We start from the raw sequence: 21115 nt of genomic DNA, 5'->3' as shown, positions 1-21115 counted from the left end.
CTAACTTTTTGGGTCCACTATATCCGTAGTTGCCTACAGACCAGGGATTTTTCATTTAAACTTTAAACCGAATTAACGGTTAGAGTTTTTCTTTTTAGCAGCTTTCGCACGTTCAGCTTCGTTTAAGATAGCTTTACGTAAACGGATGCTTTCTGGTGTTACTTCACAGAATTCATCTTCGTCCATGAACTCTAATGATTCTTCTAATGTCATAATTTTTGGTGTTTTGATTGTAGCAGTTTGGTCCTTGTTAGAAGAACGAACGTTAGTCAAGTTCTTCGTACGGATGATGTTTACTACGATATCATTTTCACGTGTGTTTTCACCAACGATCATACCACCGTAAACTTCAGTACCTGGGTTAACAAAGATTGTACCACGGTCTTCAACTTGCATGATACCGTATGTAGAAGCTTTACCAGTATCAGTTGATACTAAGGCTCCATTACGACGACCACCGATTGGTTCGTTAATGTATGGACCGTAGTGGTCAAATGTATGGTTCAAGATACCGTAACCATGAGTCAATGTCATGAAGTAAGTTGTGAAACCAATCATACCACGAGCTGGTACATGATAAGTTAAACGAGTTGTACCTAAACCAGTTGAAATCATATCAATCATAGAACCACGACGTTGGTTTAATGCATCAATAATTGAACCTTGGTATTCTTCAGGTGTATCGATTTGAACTAATTCGAATGGTTCAGATTTCACGCCATCAATTTCTTTGATGATAACTTCTGGACGAGAAACTTGTAATTCGTAGCCTTCACGACGCATGTTTTCGATTAAGATAGATAAATGCAACTCACCACGACCTGAAACGATCCATTGATCTGGAGACTCAGTGTTTTCTACACGTAGAGAAACATCTGTATGCAATTCGTAACGTAAACGTTCTTCCAATTTACGAGAAGTAACGTATTTACCTTCACGACCAGCAAATGGTGAATCATTTGTTAAGAATGTCATTTGAAGTGTTGGTTCATCGATACGTAATGGTTGTAAAGCTTCTTTAGCGTTTGTAGAAACAACTGTTTCCCCAACGAAGATATCTTCCATACCAGATACGGCAATCAAGTCACCAGCTTTTGCTTCATCGATTTCAACACGGTCTAAACCTAGGAAACCGAATAATTTTGTTACACGGAAGTTCTTTTCAGTTCCGTCTAATTTCATCAAAGTAACTGTATCCCCTACAGCAATCTTACCGCGGAATACACGACCAATACCGATACGTCCAACGTAGTCGTTATAGTCTAATAATGATACTTGGAATTGTAATCCTTCATCTGAGTTATCTTCAGGTGCCGGGATTTCAGAAATAATGGTATCAAAGATTGGTTCCATAGTTTCTGTTTGATCTGCAGGATCATCAGATAAACTAGATGTTCCACCTAACGCAGAAGCATACACAACTGGGAAGTCTAACATTGAGTCATCTGCACCTAATTCGATGAATAGGTCTAATACTTCGTCAACAACTTCAGCTGGACGAGCAGATGGTTTATCAATTTTATTTACAACCACGATTGGTGTTACTTTAGCTTCAAAGGCTTTTTTCAATACAAAACGTGTTTGGGGCATTGTACCTTCATATGCATCTACAACTAGGACTACACCATCAACCATTGTCATGATACGTTCCACTTCACCACCGAAATCGGCATGTCCTGGGGTATCCATGATATTGATGTGGTAACCTTTATAGTTTACTGCTGTATTTTTCGCTAGGATAGTGATACCACGTTCTTTTTCGATATCGTTTGAATCCATTGCACGTTCATCAATTTGAGTACGTTCATCTAGAGTGTCTGATTGTTCCAACAATTGATTTACCAAGGTAGTTTTACCGTGGTCAACGTGGGCAATGATTGCTACGTTACGAATATCATCACGTTTTGCCATTTTTTAAAATTCCTCCATTTATATAATAAATACATTTTTGTATAAATTACTTGTTAAGTTTATGAAACCGTTTTACCGTAAAATCCCTTACTTTTAAACTTTTCAAAGTTTCTCGCAATAAAACCGCCATAATATCGTATCATTATTCCTTTTAAATTACTAGTTTTTTTCATTGTGTAGGCTAAATACATGCCTACTAGCGCCATTTCCCTCTGAGAAAAAAACAATGACCGCGCTTTATTGGTTTTTAAAATTTCCAATCATCGCGTCATAAGTTGACGGATATGCGATAATTACCGCATTTGCTTGCAGTAAATCTACCGGCTCTTGCGATAACTGGCTAACCTTCAAACCCATTTCCTCCGCAAAAACCATACCAGCTGCGATATCCCATGGTTGTAAACGCGGCGAAATATAGGCTGCAATTTCACCCTTCATTAAACCAACAATTTCGATGCCGGCTGAACCATAGATTCGTAGACCCATAGATGCTACGATCAAATCCTGTACATCGTATACATTACGCATCACCATGCCACCATTAATCGCAATCAGTGATTGGTCCAACTGTTTATCTGTATAGCGTGGGATAAATGCCTCGCCATTACGACGAATACCTTTCCCCTTGATGGCTTCAAAATAATCATCATGCATCACATCATAAATGACACCTAGTAAGCCTTCACCATCTTCATAGTAGCCTAGCATAATTGCAAAATGATTTTGTTGTAAGACAAAATTGGCTGTGCCATCGATGGGATCTACAATCCATACCGGTCCATTTAGACTTGTTGGATTATCCCCCATTTTTTCCTCACCAAAATATTGGTCTTGTGGGAAATGTGCTTCAATTTTCTTTCTAAAAAATACTTCAACCGCTTGGTCGACATTTGTCACTAAATCAGTTCGGTGTGATTTTGTTTGTACTTGAATTTCTGTTTCAAACTGCTGACGAATAAAAGTCGCCGCTTCACCCACCCACTCTTTGACAAGTGCTGCGCGTTCCTCTAACTTCATTGCTTCCTCCTAGTTACATACATTGCCTCGTTAAGGCATTGTAATTTTTTTGCTTTCTGTATTTTTCGCTTTTTTAATCGTGCCATATAATTGGTAACCTGATGCCTTTTCAAAGGCGTTACCTAATTGTTTTTCTTCCATTTTGCTTGGAACAACTTCTTTAAAGGCGCGATATTTACTCAATAAATCTTCACGGTCGATGCCACCTTCATAGGCTTTCTCTAAAGCATTCCACATGTGGACTACTGTAGCCATTTCTTGTGGGGTCCAGTCTAAATCTAAGGGGTATTGATAATTGTCTGCCATGATATTCCTCCATTTGAAGTATTGCACACTCATTATATAGGAAATATCGGCAAAAATATATTTTCACTTACAAGTTACATGCATTGATTAGGTTTGCAATCTAGCTTAAAATAATAAGGTATAGTTTTTTGGAGGAGGAGTAAGATGAATTTAAGAAAAGTATTAACAACAGGAATCGCTTTAACAAGTGCTTTTGTTTTAGCAGCTTGTGGTGCCAATGCAACGAATGAATCATCTAGTTCAACAGCAGCAACTAGTGAATCTAGTGAAGCAACACGCGAATATTCAATTGGTGTGGTGGGTGATGTTTCAGCAGAAATCTGGGAAGGCGTAGCTGACCGTCTAGTTGATCAAGGAATTGACCTAGAAGTCGTGACGTTTTCTGATTACAACCAACCTAATGCAGCCTTAGAAGAAGGCGATTTAGACTTGAATGCCTTCCAACATACAGCATTCTTGAGCGCCTATGCTAAAGACTTTGGCGATTCTAAAATTGTTCCTGTAGCTTATTCAATCGTTTCACCAATGTATATTTTTGCAACAGAAGAAATTCCTGATGTAGAAAGTATTCCAGACGGTGTTACTGTTGCCGTATCTAACGCAGCAACTAATGCTGAACGTTCATACTTAGGTTTACAAGCTATCGGTTTGATTAAATTAGATGAGGAAGCAGGCTTTGCACCTACAAAAGCAGATGTTGTTGAGAATTTAAAAAACATTGAAATCATTGAAATGGATCCAGCACAAATCGCGCGCTCACTTGGTGATGCCGATTTAATCACTATTGGTGGAGACATGTTAACTGACGCCGGTTTAAATCCTGATGATGCAATCTATGTTGATACAGAAGACGCATCAAATATTGATCCAGCTAAGAAAAACATCATTGCGACAACCGAAGATAAAGTCGACAATCCAGATATTCAAGCGATTGTAGATGCTTATCAATCTGAAGAAACAGCCGCAACAATTGAAGAAATTTCTGGAGGCTCATCTATTCCAATTTGGACCGATAATGACGATCCACAAGCGGATTATGAGGCTTATGTAGCTAACCAAGAATAATATTCAATACAAAACAAAAATGCCTAGGACGATAATGTTGTCCTAGGCATTTTTTCGTTTATTTTACAACATCGATGACTTGCGCTTGGTCTTGAGCAAGTAGACACAACTCTTGTGCTTTAAAAATATGTTCTTGCGTCATGGCATTTTCCGTACCATTTAAACAGTCCAGAATCATTTCACCAAAGAATGGGAAGCCAATTTGCCCCGTAACTTGGAAATGTTCCTCGCCATCTTTCGTCACCAAGAAGACATGATCTTTTTCTTCAGATTCAGCAACATTGATGTATTTACGTAGTTCAATGGTGCCTTCTGTTCCGGTGATAAAAGTACGACCGTCACCCCATGTACGTAAACCATCAGGTGTAAACCAATCTACTTTAAAGAAGAAAGTAGCCCCATTATCACCAATAAGGGTGGCATCACCGTAATCTTCTAATTCTGGTGTGGCTTCATTATTATAGTTAGCTACCTTAGAAGCAATCACCTTAGCATCCGCATTCCCTGTATAGTATAGGAATTGTTCAATTTGATGAGAGCCAATATCAGCTAAGATACCGCCATACTGTTCTTTCTTGAAGAACCAATCTGGACGAATATCCTTGTCTAATCGGTGCGGTCCAAATCCAGTTACCTGAATCACACGACCAATTTTTCCTTCATCAATCAATTGCCCAGCTAAGACTGCAGCCTCCACATGTAGACGCTCTGAGAAATAAACAAAGTAACGACGACCTGTTTCAGCAGCTACACGTTTGGTTTCTGCTAATTGTTCTAGACTAGTGAAACCTGTTTTATCTGTAAAATAGTCCTTACCAGCACGCATAACCTTATTCCCTAAAGCAGAACGCAAATTGGGTACAGCAGCTGCAGCCACCATATGGATACTGTCATCCGCTAAAATTTGGTCTAAAGATTCTGCAACAGTCACTTGCGGAAAGGCTTCGACATAGGCAGCCACCTTTGCCGGATCTGGATCATAGACATATTTAATGGTTGCGCCAGCTTCGATTAGCCCATTTGACATACCATTAATATGACCATGGTCTAACGCTGTAACCCCAACGTTAAATTCGCCAGGTTCTACTACTAAATTTACTTTGCCTTTAGGGGCATAATTCATTCCGTCGCTATTTGCCACTTCATTCACTCCTTCATGTCTCTACTGTTAAAATAGATCACCATAATTATTATCAACTAACCATTGATACGATTCAGCTAATGATTCAAATGGATCACGACCATACGTATCATCTTGCTCAACTAGTAAGTAGCGCGCACCTGAATCGATAGCAGCTGCAATAATTTTAGCTAAATCTAAAGAACCTTGGCCCAACTCTGCAAACTCTACATTATGGTAGAAATATTTGTTGAAAGGTTCCATTTCTCCTGTAAATAAAGCATCAATCGCTTCTTGAGGAATTGGGTTCACTCGATAATCTTTCAAATGAACTAAATCTACACGACCCTTATATTGATTTAAAACATCTACTGGATTGGCACCACCACGTTGTACCCAATGGATATCAATTTCAAAACCTAAATCTGGTGCTTCTTCAGCAATGATATCCAATAAATATTTGCCATCATATTTCACAAATTCAATATGGTGGTTGTGGTAGTACAATTTAATACCATCTGATTTTAGACGTACTGCATATTCATTTGCTTTGGTAGCAAATTCTTTCACCAATTCTAGAGAAGACATGTAGTTTAATGGCAACATACCGATACGTAATAAATCTGTACCTACTGCTTTACAGTCAGCAACAATTTTGTCATAGTCAGTTGTTAAACTTTCTGCCCCTTCTGTTTGTGGTTCAAGTGAAGCAGACATTGATGCAATCTCCATGCCAAAATCTTCGCATGCTTGTTTCAAAGCTTGAATATTTTCAGGCGTCGTATCGATTTGTGAAATTTCGACAGATTTGTAGCCAATGTCAGATAGCTTACGCATCGTTTCATACGTATCTTCGTTAAAAGCGACCTTAACTGTCATTCCTTGTACACCTAATTTAACCATTTAAAAATGCCTCCTTGTAAATTCTTGTTTGCGTCGCACTGGATGCTTTCATCGCATCAATCATCTGCATGGTTGGCAATGCATCCCTTATTGAACAGTACTTATCTGTGTTTGCCGTAATGGCAGTGTAAAATTCTTCCATGCAATCTTGATGCCCAGGACCGTAATAAATTTTAGAATCTGGTATTTTCGCATCTTCAGCCAAACAATGCCAATCATCATCAAACAATTTATTATCTTTGATGGTATAGCGAGATTTGTTGGTTACCACTTGTAGCTCAACGGAATCATTCCCATAATATGCATTGGTCGCATAGAATAAGCCATGTGCCCCATTGGAAAAGGTGAAGTTGGCATTGGCTGAATCTTCTACTTCAATGTCATAATCTAAAATATTGTGTACCGAAGCGCGCACATCAGTCCATTCGGCATCCATAACGTAATGCAGTAAATCCAAAGTATGGATGGATTGATTGATAATTGTGCCCGAACCAGCTTCCTTGATGGTGCCTCGCCAAGGTTTTTCAGCATAGTATTCAGGTCCGCGGTACCAAGCTACTAAGCCTTTTACCGCGATGATACCCGACGTATCTTCTTCTGTTAAAATGCGTTTTAACTCGATAACCGATGCATTCAAGCGGTTTTGGAAGCAAATCGCAACTTTCACACCATTATTCAACTCGTCTACGGCATCAGCCAAAGCTTTTGATCGCTCGTAGTTGACTGACACAGGTTTTTCACATAGGACATGAATACCTTTTTTCGCAACATCAAGTGTCACTGTATCGTGCAAGTAATGCGGTAGACACACGTGCACAACATCTAAATCTTCTTCTGCTAACATGGTTTTGTAGTCAGTATAAAAAGTTGCGTCAGGTACAAGGTCCGCTTTACTTGAATCAATGTCACACACCGCTACTAGGTCGGCCATTGCGGATGCTTGGATACCTCTGATGTGCACAATGGATACGGTACCTAGACCGATGACAGCTACTTTTAACATATAGAACAGTCCCTTCTATTTGCGGGTGTCAAATTTTCCTTCATCAGTAATGTGTTGGTTTAATAAATCTAAGTATTGATCGTCATCAAATTCAGGGATAGACACTTTTTCACCTGTCCAACTTGATAAATGAATTGCATTCGCTAAACGTACACCATTGATACCTTCTTGGCCATCTGCAATTAATGGTGTGCCGTTCAAGATATGTTGGGCAAAGTTTTCAAGAACACCTGAGTGTTGTAAGCCCCATACGTTTTCTTCTTGGATGACTTCTTTGTCATATAATTCTTCGAAGGCTAATTGGCCAGTCATCAATTTACGTACGCCATCCACATCCATGTTTTTGTTGATGTCTGTTTCTGATTCTTTCATACGGTAAATTGTTGCAACGGCTGAATCATCAACAATAATCTTCCCTGCATCACCCACAATTTCCAAACGGTCTGAACCCACAATTTCATTTGTAGATGTGACGAAAACCCCTGTTGCACCATTTTCATATTCGAAAATTGCATGGACTTGGTCTTCTACCGCGATGTCTCGTTGGTAACCGTATTGCACACGAGAAACAACTTTTTCAGGTACGCCAGTTAACCATTGGATTAAATCTAATTGATGCGGTGCTTGGTTTACGAGAACTCCACCACCTTCACCACCCCAAGTTGCACGCCAAGCTGATTGATCATAGTAAGCTTGTGGACGCCACCAAGTAGTGATGATCCAGTTCACACGACGAATATCGCCGATTTCTTTGTTATCAAGAATGGTTTTTAATTTTTGGTATAAAGGATTGTTTCGTTGGTTAAACATGATGGCATAAGTTGCATCTACTGTTTTCGCATACTCATTTAACGCTTTTACATGCTTGGTATATACACCGGCTGGTTTTTCATTTAAGACATGGATTCCTTTGCTCAATGCATATGTCGCAATTTCAGGGTGTAAATAGTGCGGTACAGTTGTGATAATGGCATCTACTTCACCAGAATCAATGATAGCTTTGTAGTCATCAAAACGTTGCACTTGCGGATATGTTTCCTCAATTTGTGTTAATTTAGCGGGATCAATATCTGCGATAGCCACCAAATCCATGCTCGGTACCATACCGTCAGTGATGAATTTTGCATACATTGAACCTTGGTTACCAAAACCGATAATTCCGAAACGAACTTTATTTTCTGTTGCCATCAATAAATCCTCCTTCTGCCATCGTATAGATAGCGCTTACAATTTTACCTATCATATTGTAGGTTTTTACCCATTCGCTTTACGATACTGTAATGGTGTTTGCCCAACATGTTTTTTGAAAAACCGTGAAAAATGTGCGTTCGACTCGAAGCCTGCCTCCTTCGCAATTTTATTTATTTGAAGTTCTTGGCGCAAGCGTAGTAAATACATGGCTTGTGATAAACGATAAGACATTAAGAATGTCATCACCGTCATTCCTGTAACTTCTTTAAACACATGTGATAAATAAGACTGGCTCAGATTCGTAGCATTTGAAATCGTTGCAATATCAATTCGTTCTTTGAATTGTAAGGTCATAAAACGCGCAATTGATTCAGCGTGTGTGATTTTAATATCACGTTGATTTGTTATTTTCGGCGACTTAAGATTGCTTGAGTCAATCTCTAACAGTATTTGAGTCAAAATTAAAAGTGATTGGCTTTGCACATTTTGTGACTTTTTCACATGCTGCAAACGGTCTAATTCTCGCATGTAAGTTTGAATTCGTTCCTTATTTTCAGGATTTTTTAGCCGGTATAAATAGCCTCGTTCACCTGAAAAAAGTGTTAACACATGTTCAGCATCAATACTTTGTAATAGAGGTGTGATATCTGCTTGTTCAAAGTGAACTACAGTACGCTTATATGCGCCACTTTCCTCACTAACAAAGGCTTTGTGCAAGGTTAACCCGTTGATTAATAAAATATCATCTGGCTGCAATTCAAAAAAGCGATCCCCAATTTGAAATGTACATTCCCCTTCTAATAACATATAGATTTCAAAGGTTGAATGGGTGTGGAAAGCTAATTGATTGATGCCTTCTTCAATTTCATATCCAATGCTAACTGTCATATGTGCACTCCTTCACTTCATAGCTACATTATATAAAAGAAAGCGCTTTAATTCATTGCATGCATATGCTCGAATGCATGTCCTAATTGACTCAAACTGCTTTCACTTGTATTAAACCACAATATCTGCAAACAATCCAATTATCTCTACTTATTTATTTGCAAAAAAATAACCTCATGCAGGTTAACCTGCATGAGGTTTTCTCGTTTGACTATTCATTGTTTAGCGTGTTTCAAGCTTACATGTGAATTGGCATACCTAGAACACCTTCAGCTGCATCCATAACAGCTTCAGATAATGTAGGGTGACCGTGAATAGTTAATGCAATATCTTCGGCATTCATACCAGCTTCGATAGCTAAACCTAATTCAGCCATTACATCAGAAGCAGAGATACCTACCATTTGTGCACCAACAATTACGTGATCATCTTTAGTTGCTACTAAACGGATGAAACCTTCACCTGCGTTTAATGATAAAGCACGACCATTACCAGCTAATGGGAATTTAGTTGCTTTAACTTCTAAACCTTTTTCTTTTGCTTCTTTTTCAGTTAAACCATAAGATGCGATTTCAGGTGTAGTATATGCAACAGCTGGCATCACTTTGTAGTCAATTGCAGCTGGTTTACCAGAGATTGCTTCAGCAGCGATTTTACCTTCGTAAGAAGCTTTATGTGCTAATGCAGCACCAGGTGTGATATCACCGATAGCAAAGAAGTTTTTCACTGAAGTACGTCCTTGGTTATCAACTTTTACTAAACCACGTTCAGTTAATTCGATACCAATTGCTTCTAGACCTAAGTCAGCAGTATTTGCACGACGCCCTACTGATACTAATACGTAATCAGCAGTAACTTCTTTCGCTTCACCTTTTACTTCGTATTTAACAGTTACTGAGTCACCGTTATCTACAGCTTCTTTAGCCATGGCATTCACTACAGTTTCAATACCGATGTTTTTCATTTCTTTTTCAACAACTTTTACCATGTCTTTTTCGAATGTAGGTAATAATTGTGGAGAACCTTCAAGGATTGTTACCTCTGAACCTAAGTTAGCGTATGCCATACCTAATTCAGAACCGATAACCCCACCACCGATAACAACTAAACGTTTTGGTACTTCTTTGAAGTTTAAAGCACCAGTAGAATCTACTACACGGCCGCCAAATTTGAAACCAGGGATTTGGATTGGGCTTGAACCTGTTGCAAGAATTGCGTTGTTAAATGAATAAAGTTGATGAGTATCGCCTTCACCCATTACAGTGAATTCACGTTCGTTGTTGAAGTATGCTTCACCACGGATGATTTCAACTTTGTTCTTTTTAAGTAACATTTCAACACCAGAAGTTAATGTATTCACAACTGTATTGTCTTTCCATTCTTGTGTTTTTGTGAAGTCTAATTTCACATCGTTTGAAGTAACACCAAAGACAGCGTCGCCACCTTTAGCATTGTGGTAAGCATGACCAGCTTGGATCAAGGCTTTAGAAGGAATACATCCAACGTTTAAGCAAACACCACCAATATATTCACGTTCAACGATTGCTACTTTTTGGCCTAATTGTGCAGCGCGGATGGCAGCTACGTAGCCACCAGGTCCAGCACCAATCACAACAGTATCTAATTCAATTGCAAATGCGCCTACTACCATTCTATAATCATCCTTCCATTAATAATAATTCAGGGTCAGCCATTAAACGAGCGATTTCATTAAGGGCTTTTTGACCAGTTGCACCATCTACGATACGGTGGTCAAATGTTAATGATAATTTCAATACGCGACCCGCAACTACTTCACCTTCAGCATTTACTACAGGTTCAGACTTGATAGCACCGAAGCCTAAGATAGCTGTTTCAGGGTAGTTTAAGATTGGTGTAAAGAATTCCCCACCAACAGAACCAATATTAGAGATTGATACTGTACCATCAGCCATATCAGGGCCTTTTAATTCGGCTGCATGCGCTTTAGCTGCATTTTCGTTGATGATATCAGCGATATCAAACATTGAACGAGTATCTGCATTCTTGATGTTTGGTACATATAAACCAGCATCAGTGTCAGTAGCAATACCAATGTTGTAGTAATGTTTGTAAACAAATTCTTGTGTTGCATCATCAATAGAAGCATTCAATTGTGGATATTTCTTAACTGCTGCTACTAAAGCTTTTACAGCGTATGGTAAGAATGTTAATTTAGTACCACGTTCTGCAGCAATATCTTTGAATTTCTTACGGTGATCCCAAAGTTTAGAAACTTCAACATCTTTGAATAATGTAACCATTGGTGCTGTGTGGTTAGCTGTATCCATTGCTTTCGCAATAGCTTTACGCATTGGTGTCATCTTAACGCGTTCAACACGGTCAGCATTGTTTGTTGGAACAGTTACTTTAGCAGGTTCACTTGCTTTCGCAGCAGTTGTTGCGCTTGCAGCGGCTGGTTCAGATGCTGTTGCAGCTACTGGTGCTGCTGCTGGTGCAGCATTGAAGTTTTCAATATCTTCACGTAATACACGTCCGTTTTTACCTGTACCGTTTACAGCTGTGATGTCCACACCTTTTTCACGGGCAAATTGACGAACAGATGGCATAGCTAATACTTGTTTATTAGGGTTTGAAGCAACTGGAATAGCACCTGCAGTTGGAACATCAACATTTGCTGCAACGTCAACAGCTTTTTCTTCTTGAGCTGGTGATGCTGGCGCTGCTGCTGTGGCACCGTTGTGACCTGGCGCATCGATTTCAGCTAATACGTCACCAACTTTAGCAACTGTACCTGCTTCAACTAGGATGCGGACAACTTTACCAGTTACAGGAGAAGCAACTTCTTCAACTGATTTGTCATTTTGGATTTCAACTAATGAATCTTCTTCATTGATTTCGTCACCTTCAGCAACTAACCAAGAAACGATTTCACCTTCTGCCATACCTTCACCAACGTCAGGTAATTTGAATTGGTAAACGCCTGTTGAAGCTGCTGGTGCTGCCGCTTCAGGAGCTGGAGTTGCAGCTGGTGCTGCTTCTGCTGCTGGCGCTGCCGCTGCGTTATCTTCTAAGCCTTCACCTTCGAATGTGATTAATGGTGTACCTACAGTAGCAACATCACCTTCTGCATAGTGTAAAGCTGTTACTTTACCTGAAACAGGTGAGTAAATTTCTTCTACAGATTTATCGTTTTGGATTTCAACGATTGGATCTTCTTCATTAACTTGATCGCCTACAGCTACTAGCCATGAAACGATTTCGCCTTCCGCCATACCTTCGCCGACATCTGGTAAATTAAATACAAAGGCCATATTTGTTTTTCATCCCTTCTAAAATAACTAATGTAATATTTGCGCTATATCTATTCAAGAGAATGAAGAGTAAGAGACCGTCCTACCCTTCACCTTGAATCAATTATTTTCCTGTAATTTCGTTAGCTGCTGCTACAATATCTTCAGAGTTTGGTAACCAAACATTTTCGGCCATACCGAATGGGAAGATTGTATCTGGCGCTGCAACTACTTTAATTGGTTCTTCTAATGAAAGAATGCTGCGTTGTGAAATTTCTGATGCAACTTTATCCGCAATACCTGCTTGACGTTGTGCCTCTTGTACAATTACCACACGACCAGTTTTTTCAACTGATTTAGTAATTGTTTCCATATCTAATGGAGAAACAGTACGTAAGTCAACGATTTCTACAGAAACGCCATTTTTACCTAATTCTTCAGCAGCTTTGATTGCTTCACGAACCATGTAACCATAAGCGATGATTGTTAAATCAGTACCTTCTTGAACAACGTTAGCTTTACCTAATTCAAGTGTGTATTGTTCTTCTGGAACTTCTTCACGGAATGAACGGTATAATTTCATATGTTCTAGGAAGACAACTGGGTCGTTGTCACGAATAGCAGCTGTTAACAAACCTTTTGCATCATATGGATTTGAAGGGATAACAACTTTCAAACCAGGTGTTTGTGCCATTAAACCTTCTAATGAGTCAGCGTGCATTTCTGGTGTATGTACACCACCACCGAATGGTGAACGCACTGTAATAGGTAAGTTACGAGTTTGACCCATACGGAAACGTGTACGGTTCATTTGTCCTGCTAATGAGTCCATTACTTCGAATACGAAACCGAAGAATTGGATTTCCATTACTGGACGGAATCCATGTAATGCCATACCGATTGCCATACCACCGATTGCAGATTCAGAAAGTGGTGTATCGTTCACGCGTTCTTCGCCAAATTTATCGAATAAACCTTTTGTAGCACGGAACACCCCACCATTTTTACCAACGTCTTCACCAAATACGTAAACTTTATCGTCACGTTCCATTTCTTGGTCAAGTGCTTGTGTAATAGCTTCAATCATTGTTAAGTTAGCCATAATTATTTAGCCTCCTTTGCTGAATATGCTGCAATTTGTTCTTCGATATTTTGTCCTGGCACTTCAAACATGTTAGATAGGAATTGAGAAACAGTTTGTTTTGGTGCTAAGTCAGCTTCTTTTGCAGCTTCTTTAATTTCTTCACGAACTTGTTCTACGTATTCATTTTCGATTTCTTCAGACCACAAACCTTTGTTTTCTAGGAAAACACGCATACGGATTAATGGTTCACGTTTTGTCCAGCTATCGATATCTTCTTGTGTACGATAGATTTTAGGATCATCACCTGAAGTAGAGTGAGCACCTAAACGGTTAGTAATTGTTTCAATTAAAACAGGACCGTTACCAGCTAAAGCCCATTCACGTGCTTGTTTAGCAACTGCATATACAGCTAAAGCATCGTTACCATCTACTTGAACACCTGGGATACCTACTGAAACTGCTTTTTGTGCTAATGTTTCAGCCGCAGTTTGTTTGTAACGAGGTGTTGAAATCGCAAAACCGTTGTTTTGAATAAAGAACACGATTGGTGCTTTATAACGAGATGCGTAGTTTAAACCTTCATACATATCACCTTGAGATGAACCACCGTCACCTGTATATGTGAATGTAACAGCTTTGTCACCTTTTAATTGTTGTGCACGTGCTGAACCCATTGCTTGGATGTATTGTGCACCAATGATAATTTGTGGTGGCATTGCATGTAAATCTTCTGGATAGTTGTTTCCTTCAACGTGGCCACGAGACCATAGGAAACCTTGAGAAATTTTTAGACCATGTGCGATCAATTGAGGGATATCACGATATCCTGGGAATAACCAGTCATCTTTAGTGAAGGCATATGAGCTCGCCATTTGTGAAGCTTCTTGACCTAATGTAGGTGCATAGAAACCTAAACGACCTTGTTTTGCTAATGCCATTGAGCGTTCATGAAGTGTACGTGAGAAAACCATACGTTTCATCAACTCTACTAATTCTTCATCTGATAAATCAGGCATAATGTCAGGATTTACAACATTTCCTTCTTCATCCAAAATTTGAACCATTTGAAATTGAGCACTGATTGCATCAAATTGTGCTTCATAATCCACTGGTAATTTAGCCATTTGTAACACATTCCTCTCTTTTATAAAAATTAACGCTGCTTTTGAAAAGCTGTGTTATTTTATTTACCTTACTGACTAAATGTATCAAATAAAGATAGCCTTTTCAATCTTTTTACAAGAATTGCAAAAAATTCTATTATAATACAGACTCGCTTAAAGGAACCCCTTTCATCATTATTTTCATAGGAATACTGCTAACTCTTATTTTCAATCAATTTTCATTTTCACAATTCCAAAGTAAATTTGCAATTCTGAGAAAACTGTACTAATCAAAAGGTGTCATCTGTTACATACACCCTAATCCAGTTAAAGGTGGCCTTTCTTTGCATTCCTTGTAAATATGTGAGAAAATAGTTCAGTTAAAACAGACGATTGAAAGGAGTTGTTACGATTGATTACAATGGATGACATTATTCGTGAAGGACATCCAACTTTACGCAAGAAAGCTGAAAAAATTACCTTCCCAGTTTCTGACGAAATCCGTCAACTAGCAGCTGATATGTTGGAATTTTTACACAATAGCCAAGATGAAGAAATAGCTGAAAAATATGGTTTAAGAGGTGGCGTTGGTCTAGCAGCACCGCAAGTGAATGTATCTATTCAAATGACCGCACTATTAGTACCTGATATGTTTGATCCCGACGCAGAACCATTACTAGAAGGCGTCTTCTTGAACCCACGTATCGTAAGTCACTCTGTAGAAGGTGTCTGCCTACGCGAAGGTGAAGGCTGTTTATCAGTAGACCGCGACGTACCAGGATATGTACCACGTCACGCACGCATCACCGTAACTTACAACGATTTAGACGGCAACAGCTATAAAAAACGTTTCTCAGGCTACGAAGCCATCGTGTTACAACACGAAATTGACCATCTAAACGGTATCATGTTCTTCGATCATATCAATGAAGAAACACCATTCAAACTTGAAGAACATACTTTCTTCTTAGACGAAGAATAATTCTTATTGCAAAAAGAAAAGCAAGTAAGTAGCTAGCGATCATCACTAGTACACTTACTTGCTTTTTTGTATTACTTCTTATGCTCTTGAACGGCTGCCAGGATATTTGCTGCAACACCGATTTTACTTTGGCGTTCCAATGTAATCGCGCCTTCAGTCGTTACAAGGGTCACCTGATTTTCGTCAGAATTGAAACCGATTGTTTGGTCTGATACATCGTTAGCAACAATCATATCGGCGCCTTTTTTCACCAATTTCTGTTCTGCATATGCGATGACATCTTGCGTTTCTGCGGCAAAACCTACTGTGTAGTGCCCTTCTTTAGGCAAGCTTGCCAAAATATCTGGATTTTCAACCAGGTTTAAGGTTAAGCCACCTTCATCCGAAGAAAATTGATTCTTCTTCATTTTTTGGTCTGCCTGGTTGGCTGCACGGTAATCGGAAACCGCCGCAGACATAATGACTATGTCCTGATCAGCAACTTGTGCATGCATTTGGTCATATAGTTCTTGGGCAGATTCAACTGTAATTACCTTAATTCCTGGTAATACAGGCAATCCTACTGCATGGTTAGTTTGGACAAGTGTTACTTGACCTCCCGCTAAGGTTGCCACGTTAGCGATGGCTACACCCATTTTTCCAGAAGAACGGTTAGTTAAGAAACGAACAGGATCTAGTTTCTCGGTTGTCCCACCTGCTGATACTAAAATGCGGTTACCACTCAGGTCTAATGTTTCTGTTAGTCGGTCAAGCGCTACAAAGGCTTGAACAGCTTGGAATATGGCATCCGGTGCTGGCATACGACCTTTCCCTTCATAGCCTTCTGCTAAAAAGCCTGTGTCTGGTTCGAGTACTGTATGACCATCTAAACGAAGTTGTTCAATATTTCGTTGTGTTGCTGGATTTGCCCACATTTTTTCATTCATAGCAGGCACAAATAATATTGGACTGTTTAATGCTAACAACATTGATAAGGCTTCGTTGTCTGCAATACCATGGGCATATTTCCCTAAAGTATTGGCCGTTGATGGCACGACAATGGCATAGTCCGTCCAGTCAGCTAAAGCAATATGCGCCACTGGATCTGGATAGGCTTGACCTTCGACTAAAACGGCATGTTTTGTTAACACTTCAAAGGTAAAGGGTGTGACAAACTGCAAAGCTGCCTCAGTCATGGCGATGCGTACGTTTGCCCCCGCTTTGATCAGTGTGCGCACAAAATCTGGCACTTTATAGGCAGCAATCCCACCTGTCACAACGACAGTTAAATTGAGTCCTTTTAGCATAATTTCCTCCAAATCTGTATCTTATGCGTCACCCAATAGAATATTTACAACCAAATCTTTCATACCAGTTACAGTTGAAACACGATTATGGCTTACTTCTGCATCACGAATTTCATTGATGGCATTTGGGTATTCGCCTTGATTAAATTGTTTGATGCCGGCTACCAAAGCATCGTCATCATAGTCAGTCACATCTTCCCCTACCGCTGTTAATACAGCTTGTGGGAATTTATATGGACTAGCAGTTGAAACGACAACATTGGCACCTTCAAGTGCATTTTTATCTTTTAATTTTTGTAGACTAGCTGATGCTACCCCTGTATGTGGATCAATTAAGTAATCATAATTACTGAACACACGATTAATTTCAGTTTTAGTTTCATCTTCATCAGCGTATTCACCGATATAATCCGCAAAGTGTTCACTTACACTAGCTGGGAAAGTATAGCTACCTTTAGTATTTAAATCAGACATCAAAGCAACCAATTGATCTGTATCGTCACCTAGTGCGTGGAATAACATACGTTCAAAGTTACTTGATACTAGAATATCCATTGATGGTGAAATCGTTAATTTGAATGGTCTATTTTTGTCGTATACACCTGTATTAAAGAAGTCGTATAAAACAGTATTGTCATTTGACGCACAAACTAGTTTACCAACTGGTAAGCCTAATCGTTTACCGTAATAACCAGCAAGGATGTCACCGAAGTTTCCTGTTGGGACAACAAAGTTCAAAGCGTCGCCAGCTTGAATTTCTTCAAATTTCACCAATTGCGCATATGTATAGAAGTAATAGACAACTTGTGGAATTAAACGACCGATATTCATTGAGTTGGCACTAGAGAATTGAATACCTTCAGCTGCTAATTGTGCGCGTAAAGCCTCATCGTTAAAAAGATTTTTTACTTCTGTTTGAGCATCATCAAAGTTTCCTTCAATTGCCACAACAAAAGTATTGTCTCCTTTTTGTGTTACCATTTGTTTTTCTTGAATTGAAGACACGCCCCCTTGAGGGTAGAAAACAATGATTTTCGTACCAGGGACATCAGCGAAACCAGCCATTGCTGCTTTTCCAGTATCCCCTGAAGTTGCTGTTAAAATTGCAATTTCATTGGTATTATTGTTCATTTCAGCTGATTTTTTCATTAAGTGTGGCAAGATTTGTAAAGCTAAGTCTTTAAAGGCAATCGTTGGTCCATGGAATAATTCTAAATAATAATCATCGCCAACTTTGGCTAATGGCGCGATGACATCAGTATCGAATTTTTCATCATAAGCAGCATCGATACATGCTTTTAAATCAGCTTCAGAAAAATCATCGAAGAAGATAGACATTACGAAATAAGCCATTTCTTGGTAGCTATAATCTTTCAATACATCCCAATCAAGTTCAATTTCCGGCCATGTTGAAGGTACATATAAACCACCATCTGTGGCCAAGCCTTGAATAATCGCTTGTGAAGCTGTAACAATATTATCTGCATTACGGGTACTTTTGAATTGCATCATATTCCTCCTAGACGACTCGTCTTTTACCTATGAATAGTCGCTTTACATTGTTTGTCCTATTTTAACATATACCAAGCAAATATGGCATACTTGTGCCGGTGAAAGCTCACTTTCACAATACAATTTAGGATTATATTTTTTAATTTATATGCATTAAAATAGATTTCGGTTCATATATATGTTATAATGAATCATGTTTCTAATATTTAGAAAACTCAAGAAACGTAAATACTCAGGAGGTATTCGAATGAAATTTACAGCTCAAAAACGTGAATCTGTTGGTACATCAGCAGCAAAATTATTACGTAACGAAAACTTAGTCCCAGGTACAGTATATGCTAGTGACCTAGACCCAATTAACATCGCAATGTCAGTAACTGACGTTGAACAAATCCGTCGTGAAATTGGTTTAAACTCAGTTTTCGATTTAGAAGTAGAAGGTAAAACACGTACAGTTTATATTCGTGAAATTACACAATCTTCTTTAAAACCAGTTATTTATAACATTGCTTTACAAGCAATCAAAAAAGGTGAAAAACTTGAAATGCCAATTTCAGTTGTAATCACTAATGACGATGCTTTAGCAGATCCAGATGGTGTTGTTTCAACAACATTATTGGAAATTACTGTTATTGCTGACCCAGCAACTGCACCAGATACAGTTGAAGTTGATGCAACAGGCTTAAACATCGGTGACTCAATTACAGCTGGTCAATTATCATTACCAGACGGTATTGAATTAGTTACTGATCCTGAAGAAGTAGTTGTTACTGTTTCTGCTCCAGATGAAGCACCTGAAGATGTAGATCCAGAAGCTGAAACTGCTGAACCAGAAGTAATCAACGAAAAAGAAGAAGCAGACGCTGAATAATCGTCCCTTCTCATAACATGAGTTTCACAGAGGACCAAAAAGCCTAGCGCTTTTGGTCCTCTTTTTTTATCAGGATGTGAGGACCGACGCTCAGAAAGCCACCGATGGAAGATTAGTGCAGACGATGACGGTAGTCATCGGCAATCTAATCTGAAGCGCAGGGCGTTCTGGAGGTCCGAACTTAACTTCAGGATGTGACAAGAAGTGCTTAGACCCAAACAGTAGAAGAATAGTGCCGTGGCACGTGCAATGTGACGCAAACTATTCTGACGTGGTCAAGGGACAGCTTTCTCGAACTCAACTTCAGGACGTGACAATAAGTGCTTAGACCCAAACAGTGGAAGAATAGTGCCGTGGCACATGCAATGTGACGCAAACTATTCTGAAGTGGGCAAGGGACAGCTTTTTCGAACTCAACTTCAGGATGCAAGCACGGGCGTTTTGACTGGTATCACTGGTGGGAATAAATAAAAAACCACAAAGATGGCTAATCTTTGTGGTCTTGTAAGGTCTCTTAAATCCTCTTGCTATGTTTGATATTTACTTACACCAAACACACCAACAGGTTGAGAGGTGAAGTAAACTTATTGTTCCGCAATAATCAATTTTTTATTGGTGCGGATCAATATATAAGCAACAGCATAGGTTGCAATCCATGTAACAAGTGCTGAACCGGAGTTCATGATACCTGAGTATACCCATGGTCCCATGCCTTCAGGCGCATATTGGCCCCAGAAAGCAACACCTGCTAAGAAATGGATAAAGTATTCGGTGATAATGGCGATGAATGTACCTTTACCAATAGCAAACAATAATTGCTTGTTATCTTTCGCCTCTACCGCTGATTTCGCTTGAAAGGCATATAAACCAGCAAGACCCGCGAAAAGAAAGGCAAAAATATACTCAATGAAACCTTGTAACGGTGATAAAATTTGGCCGAAACCAGTAATCAATTCTAGTAACCCATATAAGAAACCAGCCATCACACCCACACGAACACCGCGGCGGAAAGCAACAATATAAATCGCAACAAGTGCTAGTTGAACCCCAAAACTAGGACCGATTTGTAAGGGCACCATTGAAATTAAGAAGGCAATTACAGCTGCAATAGCTGCTTCGACATTTCCATATAAACTTTTTGAACGCATAATATTTTCTCCATCCTTTGTATATACACTAAAGGACCAGATACTTCGGAAAGTAATCAATAAAAAATCGCATGTATCAACTAGTGATACACACGACCTCTCATTGTATTCATCGATTTATGAACATAAATCATTCGCCAACAAAAAAGTTGGTTATTGAACACTTCCTTACGCCAGCATGAACTGGATCAAGTTATGAGGGTCTGTTTTGAAACATCTCAGCAAAAGCTCCCCTAGTGCATATTTTGTTTTTATTTCTTCTTATATTAGAACAATAAATGTCTTTTGACAAGTATAAAATTAAACATTTCATAAAATTTTATTATTGATGTATAATGATGTTGTATGAGCTTTTCATGAGAACCATACTATTGTAGATATATCATATATATGATATAATTTATGTTTATGAACATACTACTTATTTTTATATGACGAATTTACAATTTAAGT

The 21115-nt window shown here is 39.0% G+C and carries 18 protein-coding genes and 1 riboswitch; of the genes, 3 read left to right on the top strand and 15 right to left on the bottom strand.

The features are described 5' to 3' along the window. Positions 1–72: 72 nt before the first annotated feature. From typA to EF384_RS08170, 3 genes are all read right to left on the bottom strand, one after another. A complete protein-coding gene (typA, locus tag EF384_RS08180) occupies positions 73–1911 on the bottom strand; it encodes a translational GTPase TypA (RefSeq protein ID WP_123781024.1) in 1839 nt (612 codons plus the stop codon). 237 nt (positions 1912–2148) lie between these two features. Beyond that, the gene (locus EF384_RS08175) at positions 2149–2928 is read right to left on the bottom strand and encodes an inositol monophosphatase family protein (protein WP_123781022.1); all 780 of its coding nucleotides are present in this window, start codon (positions 2926–2928) and stop codon (positions 2149–2151) included. A 30-nt stretch (positions 2929–2958) separates the two neighbouring features. Continuing rightward, complete coding sequence (locus EF384_RS08170) at positions 2959–3234, bottom strand: UPF0223 family protein (protein WP_123781020.1); 276 nt, start codon at positions 3232–3234, stop codon at positions 2959–2961. Between the two features lie 144 nt (positions 3235–3378). On the opposite strand from EF384_RS08170, the gene EF384_RS08165 reads away from it, so the two are divergent. Continuing rightward, positions 3379–4299 carry a MetQ/NlpA family ABC transporter substrate-binding protein gene (locus EF384_RS08165; RefSeq protein WP_123781018.1) on the top strand — a complete coding sequence of 307 codons (921 nt, stop codon included), beginning with the start codon at positions 3379–3381 and terminating at the stop codon, positions 4297–4299. Between the two features lie 58 nt (positions 4300–4357). Here EF384_RS08165 and EF384_RS08160 read toward each other — a convergent pair whose 3' ends face one another. The 9 genes from EF384_RS08160 to pdhA all read right to left on the bottom strand — a co-directional run bounded on the left by EF384_RS08160 (position 4358) and on the right by pdhA (position 14884). Next, positions 4358–5440, bottom strand: a complete 1083-nt coding sequence (locus tag EF384_RS08160) for a Gfo/Idh/MocA family protein (protein WP_199729738.1) — start codon at positions 5438–5440, stop codon at positions 4358–4360. Between the two features lie 27 nt (positions 5441–5467). After that, positions 5468–6322 (bottom strand): sugar phosphate isomerase/epimerase family protein, encoded by an 855-nt coding sequence (locus EF384_RS08155; protein WP_123781016.1) that lies wholly within the window; start codon positions 6320–6322, stop codon positions 5468–5470. Further along, a complete protein-coding gene (locus EF384_RS08150; protein WP_123781014.1) occupies positions 6315–7325 on the bottom strand; it encodes a Gfo/Idh/MocA family protein in 1011 nt (336 codons plus the stop codon). Before EF384_RS08150 ends, EF384_RS08155 begins: the two co-directional genes overlap by 8 nt. A gap of 15 nt (positions 7326–7340) precedes the next feature. Then, on the bottom strand, positions 7341–8513 hold the full coding sequence (locus tag EF384_RS08145; RefSeq protein ID WP_123781012.1) for a Gfo/Idh/MocA family protein: 1173 nt from the start codon (positions 8511–8513) through the stop codon (positions 7341–7343). Between the two features lie 66 nt (positions 8514–8579). Beyond that, positions 8580–9404: an AraC family transcriptional regulator gene (locus tag EF384_RS08140; protein WP_123781010.1), complete on the bottom strand. Its 825-nt coding sequence runs from the start codon at positions 9402–9404 to the stop codon at positions 8580–8582. Between the two features lie 238 nt (positions 9405–9642). Continuing rightward, on the bottom strand, positions 9643–11055 hold the full coding sequence (gene lpdA / locus EF384_RS08135) for a dihydrolipoyl dehydrogenase (protein WP_123781008.1): 1413 nt from the start codon (positions 11053–11055) through the stop codon (positions 9643–9645). A 7-nt stretch (positions 11056–11062) separates the two neighbouring features. Continuing rightward, the gene (locus EF384_RS08130; RefSeq protein WP_123781006.1) at positions 11063–12697 is read right to left on the bottom strand and encodes a 2-oxo acid dehydrogenase subunit E2; all 1635 of its coding nucleotides are present in this window, start codon (positions 12695–12697) and stop codon (positions 11063–11065) included. A 103-nt stretch (positions 12698–12800) separates the two neighbouring features. Beyond that, positions 12801–13778 (bottom strand): alpha-ketoacid dehydrogenase subunit beta, encoded by a 978-nt coding sequence (locus EF384_RS08125; protein WP_123781004.1) that lies wholly within the window; start codon positions 13776–13778, stop codon positions 12801–12803. A gap of 2 nt (positions 13779–13780) precedes the next feature. Further along, positions 13781–14884 (bottom strand): pyruvate dehydrogenase (acetyl-transferring) E1 component subunit alpha, encoded by a 1104-nt coding sequence (gene pdhA, locus EF384_RS08120; protein ID WP_123781002.1) that lies wholly within the window; start codon positions 14882–14884, stop codon positions 13781–13783. A gap of 391 nt (positions 14885–15275) precedes the next feature. On the opposite strand from pdhA, the gene def reads away from it, so the two are divergent. Continuing rightward, positions 15276–15845 carry a peptide deformylase gene (gene def / locus EF384_RS08115; RefSeq protein ID WP_123781000.1) on the top strand — a complete coding sequence of 190 codons (570 nt, stop codon included), beginning with the start codon at positions 15276–15278 and terminating at the stop codon, positions 15843–15845. 71 nt (positions 15846–15916) lie between these two features. Here the strand turns inward: def and coaBC are convergent, their stop codons facing one another. Then, positions 15917–17131: a bifunctional phosphopantothenoylcysteine decarboxylase/phosphopantothenate--cysteine ligase CoaBC gene (coaBC, locus tag EF384_RS08110; protein WP_123780998.1), complete on the bottom strand. Its 1215-nt coding sequence runs from the start codon at positions 17129–17131 to the stop codon at positions 15917–15919. 21 nt (positions 17132–17152) lie between these two features. Next, a complete protein-coding gene (gene thrC / locus EF384_RS08105; RefSeq protein WP_123780996.1) occupies positions 17153–18640 on the bottom strand; it encodes a threonine synthase in 1488 nt (495 codons plus the stop codon). Positions 18641–18890: 250 nt separating this feature from the next. Between thrC and EF384_RS08100 the strand changes: the two genes are divergently transcribed. Next, positions 18891–19514: a 50S ribosomal protein L25 gene (locus tag EF384_RS08100; RefSeq protein ID WP_123780994.1), complete on the top strand. Its 624-nt coding sequence runs from the start codon at positions 18891–18893 to the stop codon at positions 19512–19514. A 584-nt stretch (positions 19515–20098) separates the two neighbouring features. On the opposite strand, the gene thiT is transcribed toward EF384_RS08100, so the two are convergent. Beyond that, entirely contained in the window at positions 20099–20662 is a 564-nt protein-coding gene (gene thiT, locus EF384_RS08095) for an energy-coupled thiamine transporter ThiT (protein ID WP_123780992.1), read from the bottom strand. 148 nt (positions 20663–20810) lie between these two features. Continuing rightward, positions 20811–20907: riboswitch (TPP riboswitch) on the bottom strand. Positions 20908–21115: the final 208 nt, after the last annotated feature.

This window comes from Aerococcus agrisoli (assembly GCF_003797145.1).
Classification (GTDB): domain Bacteria; phylum Bacillota; class Bacilli; order Lactobacillales; family Aerococcaceae; genus Aerococcus; species Aerococcus agrisoli.
The sequence above is the reverse complement of the archived record's forward strand: the minus strand, read 5'-3'. Positions and strand labels throughout refer to the sequence as shown.

Bases quoted from the DNA above. Each gene is read 5' to 3' on its own strand.
- typA (WP_123781024.1), bottom strand. From the start codon at position 1,911: ATGGCAAAACGTGATGATATTCGTAACGTAGCAATCATTGCCCACGTT.
- EF384_RS08175 (WP_123781022.1), bottom strand. From the start codon at position 2,928: ATGAAGTTAGAGGAACGCGCAGCACTTGTCAAAGAGTGGGTGGGTGAA.
- EF384_RS08170 (WP_123781020.1), bottom strand. From the start codon at position 3,234: ATGGCAGACAATTATCAATACCCCTTAGATTTAGACTGGACCCCACAA.
- EF384_RS08165 (WP_123781018.1), top strand. From the start codon at position 3,379: ATGAATTTAAGAAAAGTATTAACAACAGGAATCGCTTTAACAAGTGCT.
- EF384_RS08155 (WP_123781016.1), bottom strand. From the start codon at position 6,322: ATGGTTAAATTAGGTGTACAAGGAATGACAGTTAAGGTCGCTTTTAAC.
- EF384_RS08150 (WP_123781014.1), bottom strand. From the start codon at position 7,325: ATGTTAAAAGTAGCTGTCATCGGTCTAGGTACCGTATCCATTGTGCAC.
- EF384_RS08145 (WP_123781012.1), bottom strand. From the start codon at position 8,513: ATGGCAACAGAAAATAAAGTTCGTTTCGGAATTATCGGTTTTGGTAAC.
- EF384_RS08140 (WP_123781010.1), bottom strand. From the start codon at position 9,404: ATGACAGTTAGCATTGGATATGAAATTGAAGAAGGCATCAATCAATTA.
- lpdA (WP_123781008.1), bottom strand. From the start codon at position 11,055: ATGGTAGTAGGCGCATTTGCAATTGAATTAGATACTGTTGTGATTGGT.
- EF384_RS08130 (WP_123781006.1), bottom strand. From the start codon at position 12,697: ATGGCCTTTGTATTTAATTTACCAGATGTCGGCGAAGGTATGGCGGAA.
- EF384_RS08125 (WP_123781004.1), bottom strand. From the start codon at position 13,778: ATGGCTAACTTAACAATGATTGAAGCTATTACACAAGCACTTGACCAA.
- pdhA (WP_123781002.1), bottom strand. From the start codon at position 14,884: ATGGCTAAATTACCAGTGGATTATGAAGCACAATTTGATGCAATCAGT.
- coaBC (WP_123780998.1), bottom strand. From the start codon at position 17,131: ATGCTAAAAGGACTCAATTTAACTGTCGTTGTGACAGGTGGGATTGCT.
- thrC (WP_123780996.1), bottom strand. From the start codon at position 18,640: ATGCAATTCAAAAGTACCCGTAATGCAGATAATATTGTTACAGCTTCA.
- EF384_RS08100 (WP_123780994.1), top strand. From the start codon at position 18,891: ATGAAATTTACAGCTCAAAAACGTGAATCTGTTGGTACATCAGCAGCA.
- thiT (WP_123780992.1), bottom strand. From the start codon at position 20,662: ATGCGTTCAAAAAGTTTATATGGAAATGTCGAAGCAGCTATTGCAGCT.